7 protein-coding genes and 1 pseudogene are annotated in these 22,835 nt (G+C 72.7%); 7 read left to right on the forward strand and 1 reads right to left on the reverse strand.

Annotated features, from left to right (window positions below; translation table 11 throughout):
* Nucleotides 1-85: 85 nt before the first annotated feature.
* Both ABTZ59_RS33855 and ABTZ59_RS33860 read left to right on the forward strand, forming a co-directional pair.
* On the forward strand, nt 86-1,498 hold the full coding sequence (locus ABTZ59_RS33855; RefSeq protein ID WP_351423341.1) for an MFS transporter: 1,413 nt from the start codon (nt 86-88) through the stop codon (nt 1,496-1,498).
* Nucleotides 1,499-1,579: 81 nt separating this feature from the next.
* Nucleotides 1,580-1,908: pseudogene (locus ABTZ59_RS33860) on the forward strand (transposase); the annotation flags it as partial.
* A 288-nt stretch (nt 1,909-2,196) separates the two neighbouring features.
* Here the strand turns inward: ABTZ59_RS33860 and lpdA are convergent.
* The gene (gene lpdA, locus ABTZ59_RS33865) at nt 2,197-3,606 is read right to left on the reverse strand and encodes a dihydrolipoyl dehydrogenase (protein ID WP_503003821.1); all 1,410 of its coding nucleotides are present in this window, start codon (nt 3,604-3,606) and stop codon (nt 2,197-2,199) included.
* Nucleotides 3,607-3,927: 321 nt separating this feature from the next.
* On the opposite strand from lpdA, the gene ABTZ59_RS33870 reads away from it, so the two are divergent.
* From ABTZ59_RS33870 to ABTZ59_RS33890, 5 genes are all read left to right on the forward strand, one after another.
* Nucleotides 3,928-4,794 (forward strand): BTAD domain-containing putative transcriptional regulator, encoded by an 867-nt coding sequence (locus ABTZ59_RS33870; protein WP_351423352.1) that lies wholly within the window; start codon nt 3,928-3,930, stop codon nt 4,792-4,794.
* 35 nt (nt 4,795-4,829) lie between these two features.
* Nucleotides 4,830-6,050, forward strand: coding sequence for a cytochrome P450 family protein (locus ABTZ59_RS33875; protein ID WP_351423355.1), 1,221 nt, complete (start codon nt 4,830-4,832; stop codon nt 6,048-6,050).
* Between the two features lie 379 nt (nt 6,051-6,429).
* Nucleotides 6,430-8,217, forward strand: coding sequence for an acyl-CoA dehydrogenase (locus tag ABTZ59_RS33880; RefSeq protein WP_351423360.1), 1,788 nt, complete (start codon nt 6,430-6,432; stop codon nt 8,215-8,217).
* 128 nt (nt 8,218-8,345) lie between these two features.
* Complete coding sequence (locus tag ABTZ59_RS33885; RefSeq protein WP_351423366.1) at nt 8,346-21,923, forward strand: type I polyketide synthase; 13,578 nt, start codon at nt 8,346-8,348, stop codon at nt 21,921-21,923.
* Nucleotides 21,924-21,930: 7 nt separating this feature from the next.
* Nucleotides 21,931-22,835, forward strand: a 905-nt coding sequence (locus tag ABTZ59_RS33890; protein WP_351423369.1) for a beta-ketoacyl synthase N-terminal-like domain-containing protein, incomplete at its 3' end; no start/stop codon positions are given.

Raw genomic sequence — 22,835 nt, forward strand, 5'->3', positions numbered from 1 at the left:
ACTAACCCTGGGAATCGACCGGACAGGACCTAGGCACGGCGCTGGGCTGCCACGGAGATGCGTGCCCCTGAAATACCGTGTTGCCATGGTGCGCGCCGGTGGTTCCCAGACCTATGGGCCGGATGGGTCTGCGGCTTCGGGCCGGTCCCTGGCCCCGCTGCTCGCCGTCTGCGCGGGCTACTTCATGGTGATCCTGGACGTGACCGTCATCAACGTCGCCGTTCCGGTGGTGGGACGGGAGCTGTCGGCGTCGCTCACTGGAATCCAGTGGATCACCAACGGCTACACCCTGATCTTCGCCGGCCTGCTGCTCACTGGCGGCGCGCTGGGCGACCGGCTGGGCAACCGCCGGATCTTCTGCACCGGGGTGGTGGCGTTTACGGTCGCCTCGGCCGGCTGCGGACTGGCCCAGAGCACCGGCACTCTGGTCGCCGCCCGGCTGTTGGAAGGACTCGGCGCGGCACTGATCGTGCCCGCCTCCCTAGCCCTCCTCCAACAGGCGTTTCCGTCACCCGCCGAGCGCTCCCGAGCCTTCGGCCTGTGGGGCTCCATGGCAGGAATCGCCGCCTCCGCCGGCCCCCTCCTGGGCGGGCTCCTGGCCACCACCGTTGGCTGGCGCTGGGTGTTTTTCATCAACCTGCCCGTCGGATGTGCCTGCCTCCTGCTGACACTGCGCCGCGTGCCCGCTTCGGCCCGGCGCACGGACCGCCCCGTGGACTGGCCGGCCCAGTGCGCGATCATCGCGGTGGTGGCCCTGCTCACCGCCGTCCTCAATGAGGCCGGACGACGTGGCTGGACTGACCCACTGATTCTGACCGGGGCCGGCCTGTGCCTGCTGGCAGCCGGCGCGTTCGTCCTGCGCGAGCGTCTGGCCCGTACTCCCGTGCTGCCCCTGCGGCTGCTGCACTCCCGCTCGATGAGTGGGGGAGCGGCCATCGGCCTGCTGTTCAACTTCGCCTTCTACGGCATGATCTTCACCGCCAGCCTGTACTTCCAGCACCAGCGCGGCTTTTCCGCGCTGCGCACCGGGCTCGCCCTCTTCCCGGCGGTGGCCATGACAATGTTCGCCTCCGTCCTGTCGGGGCGACTGGCACACCGCACCGGACACCGCCCGCTGGTGGTCACCGGCATGCTCCTGGGAGCGGTGGGCCTGGCAGGCTGGGCCGCGGTCGGGCCGAACCCGGACTACCCACTGCTCGTGGCACCGATGATGGCGGCGGGCTTCGGGACGTCCTTCGCCCTCACCGGATCAACCGCCACCGTGATGTCAGCCGCCCCGGACAAGTACTCCGGCACCGCCTCCGCCCTGTTCAACACCACCCGCCAGGTCGGCAGTGCCGCAGGCGTCGCGCTGGGAGGCTCCCTGCTGGCCGCCACAGACAGCTTCACCACCGGACTGCGGACCAGCATGGCTATCGGCGCGGCCGCGTACCTGACGGCCGCCACCCTCGCATTCTTCTGCATCCCACGGAAGACACCTCGCCACGCCGCCGAATGAACCGCAGCGGGCCAGGGCAGGTACGCCGGAAAGCGGGGCGTTCGCGGCTCCGAGCTCCTACTCTGCCTCGCGCGAAACTGCGACAAGATCCCCTCCGTCGCCGGGCTCGTCGGCAGGCCCAGACGCCGGCCGGACGCAGTGTTTGCCGACCGCGGCTACGACCACGACAAGTACCGGCGTCTGCTGTGGCAGCGGGGCATCCGCCCGGTGATCGCCGAACGTGGCGTGGAACACGGCTCCGGCCTGGCGTGTTCCGGTATGTGGTCGAACGCACTATCGCGTGGCTGCACGGCTTCCGACGCCTGCGCATCCGCTGGGAAAGACGCGACGACATCCACGAGGCCTTCCTCGGCCTCGCCACTTGCCTCATCACCCACCGACACCTCCAACGCCTTTGTGAGGACCTCTGAGCGCGGCTTCAAACGCCTCCTCGGCCGCCGAACATGAGCATCGCCAAGAAGGCGGCCGTGACGCTGGCCGCGGCGAGCCTGCTCGCGGGTGTCGGCGGCATCGCCACCGCGACCAGCGCGTCCGCTCAGTCCCTCCTCGACACCTGCGCCCGCTACAGCACCGGGGGGCCCAGTGCTCCCCAGGGATTCCCGGGCATGTGTCACACGACCACCACCGCCGCACCCCTCCACCCGGCCCGAGCGTGGGCCGGAAGGGGTGCGGCGGCGTTGTTCTGCCGGTCGCGTCGTTCAGTTGTGCACGTGCAGCGGCTTGCCCGCCAGGGCCATGAGGGCCTCGCCCAGGGCCTCGTTCTGGGTGGGGTGGGCGTGGATGAACTGGGCGACCTCGGCCGGCAGGGCTTCCCAGTTGTAGATGAGCTGGGCCTCGCCGATCTGCTCGCTCATGCGCGAGCCGATCATGTGGACGCCGATGACCGGGCCGTCGAGGACCTGCACCAGCTTGATCTCGCCCGTGGCCTTGAGGATCTTGTTCTTGCCGGTGCTGCCCAGGTTGAACTTGCTGGTCACCACCTTGTCGGAGCCGTACTGCTCCTGGGCCTTCGCCTCGGTGAGGCCGACGGAGGCGATCTCGGGCTCGCAGTAGGTGACCCGGGCCACGCCGTCGTAGTCGATGGGGGGGACACGGAGGCCGGCCAGGCGCTCGGCGACGAGGATGCCCTCGGCGAAGCCGACGTGCGCCAGCTGCAGGGTGGGGATGAGGTCGCCGACCGCGGAGATCGTCGGGACGTTCGTCCGCAGGTACTCGTCGACCAGGACGTGGCCGCGGTCCATGGCGACCCCGGCCTCCTCGTATCCGAGCCCGGTGGAGACCGGACCGCGGCCGACGGCGACGAGCAGCAGTTCGGCGTCCAGCTGCTTGCCGTTCTCCAGCGTGACCCGCACTCCGCCGTCGGTGTACTCGACCCCGGAGAAACGCGACCCCAGCTCAAACTTGATCTTCCGCTTGCGGAAGGCGCGCTCCAGGCCCTTGGAGATGTCCTCGTCCTCGGCGGGCACCAGGTGCGGCAGCGCCTCGACGATCGTGACGTCCACGCCGAAGGACTTCCAGGCCGAGGCCAGTTCGACGCCGATGACGCCGCCGCCGAGGACGACCGCCGACGCGGGGATCCGGTCGAGGAAGAGCGCCTGGTCGGACGAGACGACCCGGTCGCCGTCGATCGGCAGCCCGGGCAGCGACTTCGGCACGGATCCGGTGGCCAGCACCACGTGGCGGCCCTCGTAGCGCACGCCGTCGACCTCGACGGTGGTCGGCGAGACCAGCCGGCCCTCGCCCTGGATCAGGGTGAGGCTCTCGCGGGACCGGAGCATGCCCTGCAGGCCCTTGTAAAGGCCGGCGATCACCTTGTCCTTGTAGGAGTTGACGCCCGCGATGTCGACGCCCTGGAAACTGGTCCTGACGCCGAAGAGCTCGCTCTGACGGGTCTGGTCGGCGACCTCCGCCGCGTGCAGCAACGCCTTGGCCGGTATGCATCCGTTGTGCAGGCACGTACCGCCCAGCCTGCCCTTCTCGACCAGGACGACCTTCAGCCCGAGCTGGGTCGCACGCAGTGCGCAGGAGTAGCCTCCGCTGCCACCTCCGAGGATGACCACGTCGTACGCGCTGCTCGCGGAATTCTCCGTCACTGATGACCCTTCCATGACTCCGGCTCGTCCGGCGCGTTCGTCGCGTCCGTCGAATCTACGCCTACGATGCTCTGTCCATCCATGCCGACATCTACGCATGCTCTCATCTCCGGTGCGGACGCGCGGGGAGGGTGATGCAAATCACGCTCCGTGGACCGGAATTGAAAGTGAGTCAACTACTGACGTAGCATCACCGTCCCCCAATTGCTGGATGGTTCAGTGAATGAGGAGTTCGAGCTGCTGACCTCAAGATCGGGTGTCTGCTAACGTCTCAGCGCCCGGAAGGCTCATGGGGGAGCCCTCTGGTTACAGGGCTGACTCGCGGGGGGCAAGCAGATGCCTGATGTGCAAGTTCGCGTTCTAGGGCCGCTGGAAGTCGCACATCCCGGGGGGTGCGTCGCTTTCTCGGGAGTGCGCCAGGGAGCCCTCCTGGCGATGCTGGCGCTGAAGGCGAACGCCGTCGTTCCCGTCGCCAAGTTGCGGGAGGCGATCTGGGGCGAATCACCGCCCGATTCTGTTTCCACCCAGCTACGGATATGCGTTTCGCGACTGCGCCGTGAATTCGCCCGCCTTGGCGCGGAGAACGTGATCGAGACGCATCCGTCGGGCTACCGGCTGCATGTCACGGAAAACGGTTCGGACCTCGGCATGTTCGAGAACCTGCTCGCTCGGGGCCGGGCGGCGACGGCCGAGGAGCGGCCCGGGGACGCGGCGCGGCTCACCCGGGAGGCGCTGGATCTGTGGCGCGGACCCGCCGCCTGCGGACTGGAGAGCACACTGGTCCAGATGTACGCGGCAAAGGCCAACGAGGACCGGGCCGCCGCCTACGAGGAGCTCTTCGACCTGGAGCTGCAACTGGGGCAGCACCGCAAGATCCTCGGCGAATTGTTCGAGCACTCGGAGCAGAAGCCGTACGGGGAACGCCTGTGCGCCCAGCTGATGCTCGCGCTGTACCGCTCCGACCGCCAGGCCGAGGCGCTGGAGGCGTACCAGAGGCTGCGGGGCCGCCTGAGCGGTGAGCTCGGTCTGGAGCCGTGCGGTCGGCTGCGCCAGCTCTACGAGATGATCCTGGCCCACGACGAACGCCTGGAGCTGCTCAGCCCCTGGACCGTGGACGTGTCCCGGCCGGCGCTCCTCGGGTTCTCGCCGCGCGCTCACCGATACCTCGGTGATACGGCGGAAGGCTCAGGCTTGTGCGCTTGAAGCGCCAGGTTTGAGGACACAGGAAAGAGGCACTGATGAGCGCTCAGCCGGGCACCCTGCCGATGCCGTTCGACGACGAGTTCTACGCGGACCCCTACCGGGCGTACGCGAAGCTCAACGACACCGCGCCGATTCACCGGATCTCGACCCCGAGTGGTGCGGCCGTGTGGCTGCTGACCGGCTACGACGAGGTCCGCGACGGGCTCAAGGACAAGCGTCTGGCGCGCCACCAGTCGCACGCGGGCCCCGACTACCAGCAGGACGTCATCCCCGGTCCCATGCGGGTGAGCAACCTGATGACGGAGGACCAGCCCGAGCACACCCGGCTGCGGAAGTTCATGAACTTCGCCTTCCTGCCCAAGCGCGTCGAAGCCCTGCGCCCGCGGATGCGGGAGGTCGTCGAGGCGTCCCTCGACGAACTGGAGCACAACGGCAAGGGCGACCTGATGTCCATCCTCGCCGCGCCCCTGCCGATCACCATGATCAGCGCCATCCTCGGTGTCCCGGAGGAGGACCGGGAGGACTTCCGCGGCTGGGTGGACGGCCTGTTCGGCGGCACGCCCGACAGTGCCCGGGACGCCGGCATCGCCATGGTCACGTATCTGACCGGGCTGGTCGGGCGCAAGCGCGGTGAACCGGACGACGGCCTCATCTCGTACTGGATCACCGGCGGCGAGGACGGCACCGGCGGCACCGGCGGCTCCGCCGAGGGCGGCATGACCGACCAGGAGATCATCGGCATGGCGTTCGTGCTGCTGTTCGGCGGCTACGACACGACCTTCGGCATGATCGGTGCCGGCGCCCTCGCCCTGCTGTCCCGCCCCGAGGTGCTCGACCGCGTCCGTAACGACCCCGAGTCGATGTCCCGCGTGGTGGAGGAGCTGCTGCGCTATTACGGGACGGCCCACACCGGCGTTCGGCGGTTCGCCACCGAGGACCTGACCATCGGCGGGGTGACCGTGCCCAAGGGCGACACGGTGCTGCTCTCCATCGCCGCGGCCAACCGGGACGCCCGTCACTTCGCCGACCCCGACATCCTGGACGTGGACCGGTCCAACCTGTCCCATCACGTCGCGTTCGGCCGCGGGCCGCACCACTGCCCGGGCTCCGAACTGTCGCGGATGGAGATCGAGAACGCCCTCGACGCGCTCATCCGGCGCTTCCCCGACCTCAAGCTCGCCGTGGCGCCCGAGAGCGTCCAGTGGCGGCCGTCCTTCATCTTCCGCGTCCCGCTCGCGCTGCCGGTCGTCGTCTGACGACCGGCTCGGCGACACGTTCGGCGACGCGCCCGACGACACCGCCCGTTCCGGGCCAGGCGCCCCCGCGGATGTCGTCGGTCCCGTCCCGCCCTCGCGTGGCATCGGCTCCCAAGACCCGGTCGTGGTCTCGGGAGCCGACGTCGTTCGGGGACCTGCCGCCCGAACGCCGTGGCCCCGGCCGAGCCGGACCGGCTGACCGGACCCCCCGCCAACACCCCGCCGTCGTGGCCCGAACACCGCTCATACGGCCGTGATACGCGGGCGATGCCTGCACGGTACAACGTAAATACGGCCATCTGTGAAGCTGAGCGCGGCAGCTTACAGGCGAGGGCCGGAGACGACCGCGTTGACCAGACACCCACGGATACGTGACCACGTGTCCGCACTGATCCACGACGATTCCTACGAGGTCTACCGCACGCAACTGCGCGCCGTGTTCTCGGACGACGTCTTCACTCCGCGGCAGAGCCAGGACCCCGCGGAGCGGTTCGCGCTCACGTACCGGCGGCTGCGGCACGTCAACGACAGCCTCGACGTCCAGGGGCCGCTGCTGCACCAGCGCGAGCGGTTGTTCCCGCTGATCGAGTGGTCGGCGATCGCGGACCCGTCCCTCTTCTACGCGATGTTCCTGCACCACTGCATGACGGTCGGCGCGATCGCGGAGTTCGGGCACGGGCGCCAGGACCTCGTCGACGTGCTCGACAAGCTGGCCGGGACCGACTGGGTCGGGGCGCTGCTGATGACCGAGCTCGGCCACGGGAACAGCAACGCCTCGGTCCGTACCGAGGCGGTGTACGACCGAGCCCGGGACGAGTTCGTCCTGCACACCCCCGAGCCCGCGGCGGTCAAGTTCCCGCCGAGCGTGGGCGCCGAGGGCCTGGCCCGGCTCGGTGTCGTCCTGGCGCAGCTGAAGGTCGACGGCGCCGACTGCGGCGAGTTCTGCTTCCTCGTGCCGCTGCGCGACGAGCACGGCCCGTGCGACGGGGTCCGCATCGAGGGCCGGCCGCCGACCGCCATGCTGCCCCTGGACTGCGCCGTGGTCTCCTTCGACCACGTACGCGTCCCGTTCCGCCACTGGCTGCGGGACAACGCCACCCTCACGGCGGAGACCGGGTTCGCCGACCCGCTCGGCAGCCCGGCGGTCCGCGCGCGGCGCACCCTCAGCCTGATCCGGTACGCGTGGGAAGCGGCTGTGGTCGCGCTCGCGGGCACCGCACGGGCCTCCGCCGCGATCGCCGTACGGCACGCCCACCGGCGCCGCACGAACGGCCGGTTCGCGCCCGACCTGCCCGTCGTCCGCTACCGCAACCAGCAGCGGACCGTCTTCGGCGCGCTGGCCGGCGCGTACGTCGCCGCCCTGGTGGCGAAGTCCGTCGCGACCCCCCAGGCACCCGCCCTCACTGCGGGAGGCGTGCGCACCTCCTTCCTGATGAAGGTCGTCACCGACCGGCTCGCCGAGCAGGTCACGGCGCGCTGCCGCCGGGCGAGCGGCGCCCTCGGCTTCCTGGCGGAGAGCCGCTTCCTCGACTACCAGGGCCTGGCCCACTCGCTCAACGCAGCCGCCGCCGACAACCAGGTCCTCCTCCTCGACGCGGCCTACGCGCTCGCCGCCGGACTCGACTACGAGCCGCCGGCGGCCGAGCCAGCGGCCGAGGAGTCCGCCGAGCCGCTACCCGCACCGGGCGGACGGGACCTGCTCGACCACCGGACCTGGCTCGCCCTGGCCCGCGTCCGCGAACGCACCCTCCACCAGGACCTCCTGGACGGGCTGCGCAAGGCCAAGGAGAGCGGTCTGGGCGAGTTCGACGCCTGGAACGGGCTTCTCGACCTCGCCGAGCGGCTCGCCGAAACGCACGCCGGGCGCCTCGTACTGGAGACCGTGACCCGGGCCGTCGACTCCGTGACCGATCCGGCGACCAGGGCGGCGCTCGACGACCTGTGCGCGCTGTACGCGCTGGAGGAGGCCGCCGCGCACGACGGCTGGTACCTCGCCGAAGGGCTCCTGGACAAGGACCAGGTCCGGGCGATCCCCACGCTGCTCGACACCCTGTGCGAGCGCCTGGCGCCGCACGCCCTCGAACTCGCGGACGGGCTGGACGTCCCCTACGACCTGGTCGGCGGGCCCCTCGTCGCCGACGACTACGTGAGCGCGCTCTCGGACTGAGCTGTGCGCCGCGCGGTGCGCGCGGTGTGTGTGGTGCGTGCGGTGTGTGTGGTGCGGTGCGGCGCGGTGTGTGCGGTGTGCGGCACCGGCCATGGGCGGACAAGCGAACGCGAATGGTGGAGAAACCGATGACGAACAACTCCCGAGGCACCGCACCGTACACAGCGCTGCCCGCCGACGACCCCATAGCCGTCGTCGGTCTGTCCTGCCGACTGCCGCAGGCGCCCGACCCGGACGCCTTCTGGGCGCTGCTGCGCGACGGTGTCGACGCCGTCACCACGATCCCGGCGGACCGCTGGGACGCGGACTCCTTCTACGACCCCGACCCCGCCGCACCGGGCCGCACCAACAGCCGGTGGGGCGGCTTCCTCGACCACGTCGACACCTTCGACGCCGAGTTCTTCGGGATCTCCCCCCGCGAGGCCGCGGCCATGGACCCGCAGCAGCGTCTGCTGCTCGAACTGGGCTGGGAGGCCCTGGAGAACGCGGGCATCGTCCCCAGCGCGCTGCGCGGCGGCCGCACCGGGGTCTTCGTCGGCGCCATGTGGAACGACTACGAGACCCTCACCCACCGGTACGGCCCCGAGGCGATCGGCCGGCATACCGTCACCGGCCTGCACCGCAGCATCATCGCCAACCGCCTCTCCTATCACCTCGGCCTGCGCGGCCCGAGCCTGACCGTCGACACCGGCCAGTCGTCGTCGCTCGTCGCCGTGCACATGGCCTGCGAGAGTCTGCGCAGCGGCGAGTCCACCATCGCCGTCGCCGGCGGCGTCAACCTCACGATCGCCCCCGAGAGCACCGTCGGCGACGCCAAGTTCGGCGGCCTGTCCCCGGACGGCCGCTGCTTCACCTTCGACGCGCGCGCCAACGGATTCGTGCGCGGCGAGGGCGGCGGTGTGGTGGTCCTCAAGCCGCTCTCCCGGGCGGTCGCCGACGGCGACCGGGTCCTGTGCGTGATCCGCGGCAGCGCCGTCAACAACGACGGCGGCGGCGACAACCTCACGGCGCCGACCCGCGACGGCCAGGAGGACGTGCTGCGCCTCGCCTACGAACGGGCGGGCACCGCCCCGGCCGACGCCCAGTACGTGGAACTGCACGGCACCGGTACGCGCCTCGGCGACCCCGTCGAGGCGGCGGCCCTCGGCGCGGTGCTCGGCGCCGGACGCGACCCGGAGCAGCCACTGCTCGTCGGCTCGGTGAAGACCAACGTCGGCCACCTCGAAGGCGCGGCCGGCATCACCGGACTGATCAAGACCGCGCTCGCCGTCAGCCGCCGCGAGCTGCCGCCCAGCCTGCACTTCGAGACGCCGAACCCCGGCATCCCGCTCGACGACCTGCGGCTGCGCGTCGTCACCGAGCCCCGCCCGTGGGCCGACCCCGCCCGCCCGCTGGTGGCCGGAGTGAGCTCCTTCGGCATGGGCGGAACCAACTGTCACGTGGTCCTCGCCGAGGTGCCCGGCGACAGCCGCACGGAGGACCGGCGGGACGAAGCCGCGCCGAACCCCGGCGCGCTGCCCTTCGCCGTCTCCGCCTACACCCCGCAGGCACTGCGCGCGCAGGCACGCAAGCTCCACGACCACCTCACCGGGAAAGCCGGCATCGACCCGGCCGCGCTCAGCCGGGCGCTGGCCACCACACGCACGGTGTTCGAGCATCGGGCGGTGGTGGTCGCGGAGGATCGTGCGGGGTTGCTGGACGGCCTCGACGCGGTTGCGGGGGAGCGGCGTTCCCGTGGTGTGGCGCGGGGGGTGGCTGCTGCTGGGTGTGAGCTGGCGGTGGTGTTCACGGGTCAGGGCAGTCAGCGGCTGGGTATGGGTCGTGAGCTGTATGTGGCTTTCCCCGTGTTCGCCGAGGCTTTCGAGGCTGTGTGCGCGGAGCTGGACGCTCTGCTTGGGCGGAGCTTGCGGGAGGTGGTGTTCGAGGAGGGTGAGCTGCTGGACCGGACGGCGTTCACTCAGCCCGCGTTGTTCGCGATTGAGGTCGCGCTCTTCCGCCTCGCCGAGTCCTGGGGCATCCGGCCCGCCTTCGTGGCCGGCCACTCCGTCGGCGAGATCGCCGCCGCGCATGTGGCGGGCGTTTTGTCGCTGCGTGATGCTGCTGTGCTGGTTGCCGCGCGGGGCCGGCTCATGGGCGTTCTGCCCGAGGGCGGGGCCATGGTCGCCGTTGAGGCGGGCGTGGATCAGGTGGCGCCTGTGTTGGTGGACGGGGCGGCCATCGCGGCGGTCAATGGCCCTCAGGCCGTCGTGGTCTCCGGTACGCGGGAAGCGGTGGCCGGGGTGACCGGGCAGCTCCAGTCATCCGGTATCCGTACCAAGGAGCTGCGGGTCAGTCACGCGTTCCACTCGCTGTTGATGGACCCGATGCTGGAGGACTTCCGCGCGGCCATCGCGGACGTGTCGTTCGCCCCGCCGCAGATCGGTTTCGTTTCCGCGCTCACCGGAACCCTCGTCACGGACGAGGTATGCACTCCGGATTACTGGGTGAGGCATGTCCGCGAGACGGTTCGTTTCAGCGACGCCGTGCGCACCCTGGAAGCCGAGGGCGCCTCGGTGTTCCTCGAACTGGGTCCTGACGGCGTACTCACCGCCATGGTTCAGCAGATCCTGCCCGGGGGCGGCACCACCATTGCCGTCCCGGTCCTCCGTCGCGACCGCCCCGAAACCCACACCGCACTCACCGCCGCGGCGGCCCTCTACGCACACGGCGTGCTCGAACGGCTCCCGCTCGGCGCCGCGGAAGAAGGGGCCGGCCGCGGGATCGAGCTGCCGACGTACGCCTTCCAGCGGCAGCGCCACTGGCTGGACGGCCTCCCGGCCCCGGCCGGTGCCCCTCGTACCTCCGAGGCGACTGCCGAGAGCGCCGAGCGCGCCGAGAGCGGCACAGGCGAAGGCGCGCCGGACGCGGTGGCCGAGCTGCGGGCCCGGCTCGCCGTCCTGGCGCCCGAGGAGCGCGTACGGGAACTGACCGGGCTGGTCCGTTCGGGCGCGGCCGCGCTGCTCGGCCACCCGGATGCCCACCGGATCGACCCCGCGCGCAGTTTCAAGGCCCTGGGCTTCGACTCGCTCACCGCCGTGGAGTTCCGCGACGAGCTCGGCGCGCGAACCGGCGTGCGGCTGCCGGCGACGCTCCTGTTCGACCATCCCACGCCCGCCGCAGTCGGCCGCCACCTCGACGCCGAGATGTTCGGAACGTCGACCACCGACGCCGACCCGCGGCCGGCCGTCTCCCCGGCCTCCGCCGAGCACGACGAGCCGATCGCGATCATCGGTATGGGCTGCCGTCTGCCCGGCGGCGTCGACTCACCCGAAGATCTATGGCAGTTGGTCGTGAACGGCGGCGACGCCGTGTCCGGTTTCCCCACCGACCGGGGCTGGGACCTCGACGGCCTGTACGACGAGGACCCCGACCACCCCGGCACCACCTACACCCGCTCCGGCGGCTTCCTCCACGACGCCACCCGCTTCGACGCCTCGGCGTTCGGCATCTCCCCGCGCGAGGCCGCGGCGATGGAGCCGCAGCAGCGGCTGCTCCTTGAAGTCTCCTGGGAGGCCCTGGAGCGTGCCGGGCTCGATGTGGTGCGGCTGCGCGGCAGCAGGACTGGAGTGTTCGTCGGCGCGACCGCGCAGGAGTACGGCGCCCGGCTGTACGAGGCGGCCGACGGCGCCGAGGGCTACGCGCTGACCGGCGGCACGACCAGTGTGGCCTCGGGCCGTGTCTCGTACACGTACGGCTTCGAGGGTCCCGCGCTCACCGTCGACACCGCCTGCTCCTCGTCGCTGGTGGCGCTGCACCTGGCGGTCGGCTCGCTGCGGCAGGGCGAGTGCGATCTCGCGCTGGCGGGTGGCGCGGCCGTGATGTCCAGTCCGGGCATGTTCGTGGAGTTCAGCCGACAGCGCGGACTCTCCGCCGACGGCCACTGCAAGGCATTCGCCGCCGCCGCGGACGGTACGGGCTGGGCCGAGGGCGTCGGTCTCCTCGCCCTGGAGCGGCTCTCCGACGCCCGGCGCAACGGCCACCGGGTGCTGGCGGTGATCCGGGGCTCCGCCGTCAACCAGGACGGCGCCAGCAACGGTCTCACCGCGCCGAACGGCCCGTCCCAGCAGCGGGTCGTCCGTCAGGCGCTGGCCAACGCCGGGCTGACGACGGCGGACGTGGACGCGGTCGAGGCGCACGGCACGGGCACGAAGCTCGGCGACCCGATCGAGGCGCAGGCCCTCCTCGCCACGTACGGACAGGACCGGCCGGAGGGCCGGCCGCTGTGGCTGGGCTCGCTCAAGTCGAACATCGGCCACGCCCAGGCGGCGGCCGGAGTGGCCGGTGTGATCAAGACCGTCTTGGCCATCCGGAACGCCGTTCTTCCCAAGACCCTGCACGTCGACGAGCCCACACCGCACGTCGACTGGTCGGCGGGCGCGGTGGCGCTGCTCACCGAGACCACGCCGTGGCCCGAGACCGGCGGCCCGCGCCGGGCCGGCGTGTCCTCCTTCGGTGTGAGCGGCACCAACGCGCACCTCATCCTGGAGCAGGCCGAGGAACGGGCCGAAGAGACGGCCGAGGAGCAGGCACCGCCGCCGCAGGCCGAGACACCCCAGACCGAGGCATCGCAGGCCGAGCCGCCGCAGCCCGGGGCGGTGCCCCAGGTCCTGCCCTGGCCCGTCTCCGCGCACACCCCGCAGGCCCTGCACGCCCAGGCCGCGCTGCTGCACGCACACGTCCGGGCCGTGCCCGGTGCCGGGCTCGCCGAACTGGGCCACTCCCTGGCCACCACGCGGACGGCGATGGAGCACCGCGCGGTGATCGTGGCCGCTGACCGTCCCGGCTTCCTGGACGCGCTGGACGCGCTGTCCGAAGGCGCTACCGACGCGCGGGTCGTCCAAGGCGCCGCGTCCGCCGGCCGCAAGACCGTCTTCGTCTTCCCCGGTCAGGGTTCGCAGTGGGTGGGGATGGCGGCCCGGCTGCTGGAGGAGTCGGAGGTGTTCGCGGCGCGGATCGACGCGTGTGCGGAGGCTCTGGAGCCTTATGTGGACTGGTCGTTGACCGATGTGCTGCGTGGTGCGGAGGGGGCGCCGTCGCTGGAGCGGGTCGATGTGGTGCAGCCGGTGCTGTTCGCGGTGATGGTGTCGCTGGCGGAGCTGTGGCGTGCGTACGGGGTCGAGCCGGACGCGGTCGTCGGTCATTCGCAGGGCGAGATCGCCGCGGCCTGTGTGGCGGGCGCGCTCTCCTTGGAGGACGCGGCGCTCGTGGTGGCCCTGCGCAGCCAGGCCCTCGGCGCCCTCGCCGGACACGGCGGCATGGTCTTCCTGCCGCTGACCGCCGAGGAGGCCCGCGCGTGCGTCGGCCCCTGGGACGGCCGGATCGACATCGCCACCGTCAACGGGCCGCTGTCCACCGTGGTCTCGGGTGACGTGCGGGCGCTCGACGAGCTGATGGCCCGCTGCGAGGCCGAGGGAATCCGCGCCCGGCGCATCCCCGTCGACTACGCCTCGCACTCGCACCACGTCGAGGAGATCCGCGCCGAACTCGCGCGGCTGCTCGCCCCGGTCACCCCGCGCGCCGCCACCGTCCCCTTCTACTCGACCGTGAGCGGCGAGCCCGTCGACACCACCCTCCTCGACGCCGACTACTGGTACCGCAACCTCCGCCAGACGGTGCGGTTCGAGCAGACGACCCGCCTGCTGCTGGACCACGGCCACGGCGCCTTCGTGGAGATGAGCCCGCACCCCCTGCTCACCACGGCCGTCCAGGAAACCGTCGAAGCCGTGGCGGCGGACGGCACCGCCGCACCGGACGGGGTCGTGGTACTCGGCTCCCTGCGGCGCGGCGAGGGCGGCACCGAACGCTTCCTGCTCTCGCTCGCCGAGGCCCAGGTGCGCGGAGTCCAGGTCGACTGGCGGCCGGCCTACGCCACCGGAGCCGGAGCCGGCACCGGCGTGGTGGATCTGCCCACGTACGCCTTCCAGCGCGAGCGTTACTGGCCCGAGCCCGTCGACACCGCCGCCGGCCAGAACGACACCGACGCACTCGACGCCCCGCTGTGGGACGCGGTCGAACGCGGCGACGGCGAGGCCCTCGGCCGGCTCCTCGGCGCCGACGCCGCCACCTCGTACGACGGGGTGCTGCCGTTGCTGTCCGCCTGGCGTCAGCAGCGCCGGGAACTGGGCGAGGCGGAGAGCCGCCGCTACCAGGTGGTGTGGCGCCCGGTGAGCGAGACGCCCCGTCCCGCGCTGCACGGCACCTGGCTGCTGGCCGTCCCCGCCGCCCTGCTGCCCGAGGGCGACGAGCCGTCGGCGGCCCCGGACGGCATCGTCGCGCGGGTACGGGACGCGCTGGCGGAATGGGGCGCGCAGCCGCACGTCCTGGCCGTCGACGCCGACACGGACCGCGAGCGGATCGGCGACCTGCTCGCCGCCGAACCGGCGGAGCTGCCTCGGCCCCGCGGCGTACTCTCCCTGCTCGCCCTCGCCCCCGGGACCGCCCCCGCCCGCCCGGACGTGACGACCGGACTGAGCAGCACCCTGGCTCTCGTCCAGGCCCTCGGCGACGCCGAGATCGACGCGCCGCTGTGGTGCGTGACCCGCGCGGCGGTCCACGCCGACGCCGACTCCGACGACGGGGTGACCGACCCCGCCCAGGCCCAGCTGTGGGGCTTCGGCGCGGTCGCCGGCCTCGAACATCCGGAACGCTGGGGCGGTCTCGTCGACCTGCCCGCGACCGCCGACGGCCGGCTCCACGACCAGGATCTGCGCAGACTGTGCGGCGTTCTCGCACGGGGCGGGGACGAGGAGCAGCTGGCGATCCGGCCCACGGGGGTGCTCGCCCGCCGTCTCGTCCGTGCCGCGCGCACCACAGCCGACCAGGGCGTGGACCAGGGTGCGGGCGGGGGCCGGCCCGTGTGGCGTCCCTCGGGGACGGTACTCGTCACCGGCGGCACCGGTGCGCTGGGGGCCCGCTTCGCCCGCTGGCTGGCCGCGCACGGCGCCGAGCACCTGGTGCTGACCAGCCGCCGGGGCATGGCCGCGCCCGGCGCCGCCGAACTGGTGGCCGAACTGACCGGGCACGGTGCGACGGTGACGGTCGAGGCGTGCGACGTGGCCGACCGGGACGCGCTGGCCGCCGTACTGGGCGCGGTCCCCGCCGACCAGCCGCTGACCGCGGTGGTCCACACCGCCGGTGTCCTCGACGACGCCGTGATCGACGCGCTCACCCCCGACCGGCTCGCCGACGTCCTGCGGCCGAAGCTGACGGCCGCCGTCAACCTGCACGAACTCACCGCCGGGCAGGACCTGGACGCCTTCGTGCTGTTCTCCTCCGTCATGGGCGTCCTCGGCAACGGCGGCCAGGCCGCCTATGCCGCCGCCAACGCCTCCCTCGACGCGCTGGCCGAGCTGCGCCGTGCCCAGGGCCTGCCGGCCACCTCCGTGGCCTGGGGCATCTGGGGCGGTGGTGGCATGGTGAACGACGCGGTCGAGGAGCGGATGCGCCGCCGGGGCATGCCCCCGATGCCGCCCGAGCAGGCCGTCGAGGCGCTGCCGTACGCCGTCGGCGAGGCCGAGGCCGCGCCGGTCGTCGCCGACATCGACTGGGAGACCTTCGTACCCCGGTTCACCGCCGGCCGGCCCAGCCCGCTGCTCGCCGAACTCCCCGAGGCCCGCAGGGCGCTCGCCGCCGCGCGGGACACCGGCGGCGCGGGCGCCGACACCGCCCCGCGGGCCGCGCTCGCCGAGACCCTGGCCGGGCTGTCCGAGCAGGAGCAGCTCCGTACCGTGCTGGACCTGGTCCGTACCCAGGCCGCCGCGGTCCTCGGCCACGCCACCCCGGCCGGGATCCCCGCCGCCAAGGCGTTCAAGGAGATCGGCTTCGACTCCCTGACGGTGGTCGAGATGCGCAACCGGATCGCCGCGGCCACCGGCCTGCGCCTGCCGACCACCCTGCTGTTCGACAACCCCACCCCGACGGCGCTCGCCGCCCACCTACGCACCCGACTGCTCGGCCGGGACGCGGCGGAGCGGGACCAGGGCTCCGCCGCGCCCGGCACCGTCCTTCCCACCGCGCCGGTCGACGACCCGATCGCCATCGTGGGCATGGGCTGCCGCTTCCCCGGCGGGGTGACCACCCCCGAGGCCTTCTGGCAGCTGCTCGCCGACGGCCGCGACGCCGTCGGCGCCCTGCCCGCCGACCGAGGCTGGGACCTGGACGACCTCTACGACCCGGACCCGGACGCGCCCGGCAAGAGCTACTCCCGGGAAGGCGGTTTCCTCTACGACGCCGCCGACTTCGACCCGGCCTTCTTCGGGATCTCGCCGCGCGAGGCGCAGTCCATGGACCCGCAGCAGCGAGTGCTGCTCCAGGTCTCCTGGGAGGCCCTGGAGCGCACCGGGGTCGACCCCGTCTCGCTGCGCGGCAGCTCCACCGGCGTCTTCGCCGGAATGGTCTACCAGGACTACGGATCCCGGCTGCACGAAGCCCCCGAGGGCTTCGAGGGCTACCTCGTGACCGGCAAGTCCTCCAGCGTGGTGTCCGGCCGCATCTCGTACGTCCTCGGCCTCGAAGGCCCGGCCTACACCGTGGACACCGCCTGCTCCTCCTCGCTGGCGACCGTCCACCTGGCCGCCCAGGCCCTGCGCAACGGCGAGTGCGACCTCGCGCTGGCCGGCGGCGTCACCGTGATGGCGGCCCCCGGCATGTTCATCGAGTTCAGCCGGCAGCGCGGGCTCGCCCCGGACAGCCGCTGCAAGCCCTTCTCGGCGGCCGCCGACGGCATCGGGTGGGGCGAGGGCGCCGGCATGGTGGTCCTGGAGCGGCGGTCGGACGCCCGCCGCAACGGCCACACGGTGCTCGCGGTGATCTGCGGTTCGGCGGCCAACCAGGACGGCGCGAGCAACGGCCTGTCCGCCCCAAGCAACCCCTCCCAGCAGCGCGTCATCCGCCGCGCGCTGGCGAACGCCGGTCTCACCGCCGCCGACGTGGACGCCGTCGAGGCACACGGCACCGGCACCACCCTGGGCGACCCGATCGAGGCCGAGGCCCTCCTCGCCACGTACGGGCAGGGCCGGGCGGAGGACCGTCCGCTGTGGGTCGGCTCCAGCAAGTCCAACATCGCGCACCCCCAGGCCGCGGCCGGCGTGGCCGGCGTGATCAAGACCGTCCTGGCCATGAAGCACGGCGTACTCCCCGGGATCCTGCACTTCGACGCCCCTTCCCCGCACGTGGACTGGGCCTCGGGAGCGGTACGGCCGCTGGCCGAGACCATCGACTGGCCCAGCGGCGACGGTCCGCGCAGGGCCGGCGTGTCGGCCTTCGGCATCAGCGGCACCAACGTCCACGTCATCCTGGAACAGGCCGACGACATCCCGGACCGGGCCGGTGACGACATCCCGGACCGGGCCGATGACGACGACGCGGGGGCTCCGGACACGGCCTTCCCCTGGCTGCTCCACGGCCGCACCGAACAGGCCCTGCGCGACCAGGCCGTCCGGCTCCGCGACCACCTCAACGCCCACCCGGAGCACACCGACCGCGACATCGCCTTCTCCCTGGCGACCACCCGGAGCAGCTTCGAACACCGCGCGGCCCTCGTCGCGGCGGACCACGACGGATTCTGTACGGCGCTCGACGCCTTCTGCGACGGCACGGACGCCCCCGGACTCCTGCGCGGATCGGCGGTCGACGGCGGCACCGTCTTCGTCTTCCCCGGTCAGGGTTCGCAGTGGGTGGGGATGGCGGCCCGGCTGCTGGAGGAGTCGGAGGTGTTCGCGGCGCGGATCGAGGCGTGTGCGGAGGCTCTGGAGCCTTATGTGGACTGGTCGTTGACCGGTGTGCTGCGTGGTGCGGAGGGAGCGCCGTCGCTGGAGCGGGTCGATGTGGTGCAGCCGGTGCTGTTCGCGGTGATGGTGTCGCTGGCGGAGCTGTGGCGTGCGTACGGGGTCGAGCCGGACGCGGTCGTCGGTCATTCGCAGGGCGAGATCGCCGCGGCCTGTGTGGCGGGCGCGCTCTCCTTGGAGGCCGCGGCGCTCGTGGTGGCCCTGCGCAGCCAGGCCCTCGGCGCCCTCGCCGGGCGCGGCGGCATGGTCTCCGTGGCCAGGTCCGCCGCCACCGTCGCCGAACTCATCGCCGGCGACCTCGACCGGCTGTCCGTCGCCACGGTCAACGGGCCCGCGTCGACGGTGGTCGCCGGCGCGCCCGAGGCCCTGGACGAGCTGATGGCCCGCTGCGAGGCCGAGGGAATCCGCGCCCGGCGCATCCCCGTCGACTACGCCTCGCACTCGCACCACGTCGAGGAGATCCGCGACGAACTCGCGCGGCTGCTCGCCCCGGTCACCCCGCGCGCCGCCACCGTCCCCTTCTACTCGACCGTGAGCGGCGAGCCCGTCGACACCACCCTCCTCGACGCCGACTACTGGTACCGCAACCTCCGCCAGACGGTGCGGTTCGAAGAGGCCGTCCAGGCCCTCCTCGCCGACGACTACCGGTTCTTCGTCGAGGTGAGCCCGCACCCGGTGCTCGTCTCCGGAGTGCAGGACACCGCCGCGGACCGGGGCGTCGACGCCGTCGCCGTCGGATCGCTGCGCCGCGACGACGGCGGCACCGCACGCCTGCTGGCCTCGCTCGCCGAACTCCATGTGCACGGTGCGGACGTGGACCGCGGCGCGCCGTTCGCCGGCTCCGGCGCGCGCCGCGTCGAGCTGCCGACGTACGCCTTCCAGCAGCAGCGGCTCTGGCTCGACACCTCCCGGGGCGGGTCGCCGGCGCGGGCCGCCATCGACCTGGGCCTGTCCCCGGCGGCCCACCCGCTGCTCGGCGCCCGGACCACCCTGCCCGGCTCCGGCGAGCTCGTCTTCACCGGCCGGGTGTCCCCGCAGAGCCGCCCATGGCTCTCCCACCACGGACTGTCCGGCATGCTGCTGCTGCCCGGCACGGCCTTCGTCGACCTCGCCCTGTACGCGGGCGAGCAGACCGGGTGCGAGCAGGTGAACGAACTCACCCTGGAGACCCCGCTGCTGTTCCCCGAGCGCGGCGCCGTGGAGCTGCACCTGCGGATCGGTGTCCCCGACGCGGACGGGCGGCGCACGCTCGGCCTGTACTCGCGGCTGAGCGACGAGAACACCGGCGCGGGCGACGACGCCGGGGCGTGGTCGCGGCACGCGACCGGCGTCCTCGCCCCCGCGCCGGCCGATGCCGAGGACACCGGGCAGCCGGCGGACTGGCTGCCCGCCGACGCCGAACCGGTGGACCTGGCGGCCCTGTACGGCGCGTTCGACGAGGCCGGATACGAGTACGGCCCGGCGTTCCGCGGCCTCACCGCCGCCTGGCGCAGCGGCGAGGAGATCTTCGCCGAGGTCACCCTGCCCCAGGCGCACCACGCCGAGGTGGCGGCCCACGCCCTGCATCCGGGGCTGCTGGACGCGGCCCTGCACGGCACGTTCCTCCAGGGCGCGGGCCGGCGCAGGCTCCCCTTCACCTGGACGGGGGTCGAGCTGTTCCGTACCGGTGCGACGGTCGTACGAGCCCGCCTCACTCCGGTTGGACAGGACGAGGTCGAGGTCGGCGTCACCGACCCGGCGGGCCGGCCCGTCCTGCGCATCCGGTCCCTGGTGCTGCGGCCCGTCCGGGACGACCAGCTGCGCGACAGCCGCACCACCGACCCGCTGTACCGGATCGACTGGACACCGGTGCGGGCCGCGGACGCAGCGGACACCTCCTGGGCCGTACTGGGCACGCCCACCGACGCCCTCGGCAAGGAGATCGTGGCAGCGGGCGGCGAGCGGACGGCCAGCTACCCCGATCTCGCGGCCCTGCGCGACGCGATCACCGAGGGCGCACCCGTACCCACGACAGTGATCCGCCCGCTCCTGCCGACCGCGACCTCCACCGAGGCAGCCACCACGGTGGACGGGATCATCACGCCGGACGGGATCGTCACGGCGGACGGGGTGCGGGCGGCGGCCGTGTCCGCGCTGGCCCTGGTCCAGGAATGGCTGAACGACGACCGCCTCGGCGCCTCCCGACTGGTCATCGTCACCAGCGGCGCCGTGACCACCGGCCCCGGCGAGCCCGCACGCGACCTCGAACACGCCGCCGTATGGGGCCTGGTGCGGTCCGCCCAGACCGAGAACCCCGGCCGGTTCGTCCTCGTCGACCTGGCCGACGCGGACGGGCCCACGGTCACGGCCGCGCTCGCCACCGCGGCGACCGGCGACGAACCGCAGCTCGCGGTGCGCGCGGGCGTCACCCTCGCCGCCCGACTGGCCCGGACGGCCGCCCCCGCCCCGGCACCGGACGGCATGCCGCCCGCGTTCGGCGGCGACGGCACCGTGCTGATCACCGGCGGCACCGGGACACTCGGCCGGCTGGTCGCCCGGCACCTCGTGACCGAACACGGCGTCCGGCACCTGCTGCTCACCGGCCGGTCCGGCGGCTCCGCGCCCGGAGCCGCGGAACTGGTGACCGAACTCGCGGAGCGGGGAGCCTCGGTGACCGTCGCGGCCTGCGACGCCGCCGACCGGGGAGCCCTGGCCGCACTGCTGGGCCAGGTGCCCGCCGAACATCCGCTGACGGCGGTGATCCATGCCGCCGGCGTCCTCGACGACGGCGTGGTCGGCTCGCTCACCGCGGAGCGCGTAAACGCGGTCCTGCGCCCCAAGGTGGACGCGGCCCTGCACCTGCACGAGCTCACCCGCGAGCGGGACCTCACGGCCTTCGTCCTGTTCTCCGGGGCCGCCGGGACCTTCGGCACGGCGGGCCAGGCGCACTACGCGGCGGCCAACGTGTTCCTGGACGCGCTCGCCGCGCACCGGCGCGCGTCGGGACTGCCCGGCACCTCCGTGGCATGGGGCTTCTGGGCCGAGCGCAGCGCCATGACCGCGCACCTGGACGACAACGCGGTACGGCGCCTCGCCCAGGCCGGCATCGCGGAGATGTCCGCCGAGGAGGGCCTGGCCTTCTTCGACGCCGCGCACAGCGCCGACGACAGCCCGGTGCTCGCACTGCGGCTGGACACGGCGGCGCTGCGCGAGCGGGCGGCGGCCGGGACGCTGCCGCACCTCCTCAGGGCCCTCGTCCGCGGGCCCGGCCGCCCGGCCGCGGAACCCGCCACGGCCGCGGCGCAGGGAGCCGGACAGCAGGCCGGACAGCAGGCCGGCTCGGCGCTGGCGGAACATCTCGCCTCCCGTACCGAGGCCGAACAGACCGACCTGCTCGTCGAGTTGGTCCGTACCCAGGTCGCGGCGGTCCTCGGCCACGCGTCGGCGGCACAGGTCGAACCGAACCAGGCCTTCAAGGCGCTCGGCTTCGACTCGTTGAGCGCCGTGGAACTGCGCAACCGCATCAACCGGGAGACCGGCCTGCGGCTTTCGGCCACGCTGGCCTTCGACCACCCCTCGCCGCTGGGTCTCGCCCGGCACCTGCGCGAGGAGCTGGCCCGCAGCCGGCGCCCCTCGGCCGACAAGGTCCTCGCCGACCTGGGAGCCATCGGAGAGCTGCTCGCCTCCGCCTCCGCGACGGACCCGGAACGCGTAACCATCCTGGAACGCCTCCAGGAACTGACGGCCACGTTCGGCGACGCTGCGTACACCGGCACCGCGTACACCGGCACCGCGCACCCCGGCACCGCGACCCCCGACACCGGTGAGGACGCTCACGTCTCGGCACGTATCGACACGGCCGACGACGACGAGCTCTTCGCATTCATCGACAGCGAGCTGTGAGCGAGACATGGCAGACAACGGGCTGAACACCACCACGCAGGCAGCCGCTCCGGCCGACACCGAGGAGAAGCTGCGCACGTACCTCCGACGGGTCACCGCCGACCTGCACGAGGCCAAGCGCCGGCTGAACGAGAAGGAGGCCGAGGACCGCGAGCCGATCGCGATCGTCGGCATGAGCTGCCGTTTCCCGGGCGGGGTCGCATCCCCGGAGGACCTGTGGCGGCTCGTGGCCTCCGGCACGGACGGGATCTCCGGCTTCCCCGCGGACCGCGGCTGGGACGTCGCCGCCGCGTACACCGCACCGGCCGGCCGCCGGGGCGAACGCGGCCACGACCCGGTCGGCGGCTTCCTCTACGAGGCCGCCGGGTTCGACGCGGACTTCTTCGGGATCTCGCCGCGTGAGGCGCTGGCGATGGACCCGCAGCAGCGGCTGCTCCTGGAGACCGCGTGGGAGTCCTTCGAGCGGGCCGGCATCGATCCGCTGTCCGTGAAGGGCTCGCCCACCGGCGTCTTCACCGGCCTCATGTACCACGACTACGCGACACGGGTCACCGACGCGCCCGAGGAGCTGGAGGGCTACCTCGTCAACGGCAGCGCGGGCAGCGTCGCCTCGGGGCGCGTGTCGTACGTCTTCGGTCTTGAGGGGCCCGCCGTGACGGTGGACACGGCGTGTTCGTCGTCGCTGGTGGCGCTGCACCTGGCGGTGCAGGCGCTGCGGCGCGGCGAGTGCACCCTGGCCCTGGCCGGCGGTGTCACCGTGATGTCCACCCCCGTGATGTTCCTCGACTTCATGAAGCAGGGCGGCCTCGCCTCAGACGGCCGGTGCAAGTCTTTTGCGGAGGGCGCCGACGGTACGGGCTTCGCCGAGGGCGTGGGCATGCTGTTGGTGGAGCGGCTGTCGGACGCGGTACG

The organism is Streptomyces sp. NPDC094034 (assembly GCF_040303865.1).
Taxonomy (GTDB): Bacteria; Actinomycetota; Actinomycetes; order Streptomycetales; family Streptomycetaceae; genus Streptomyces.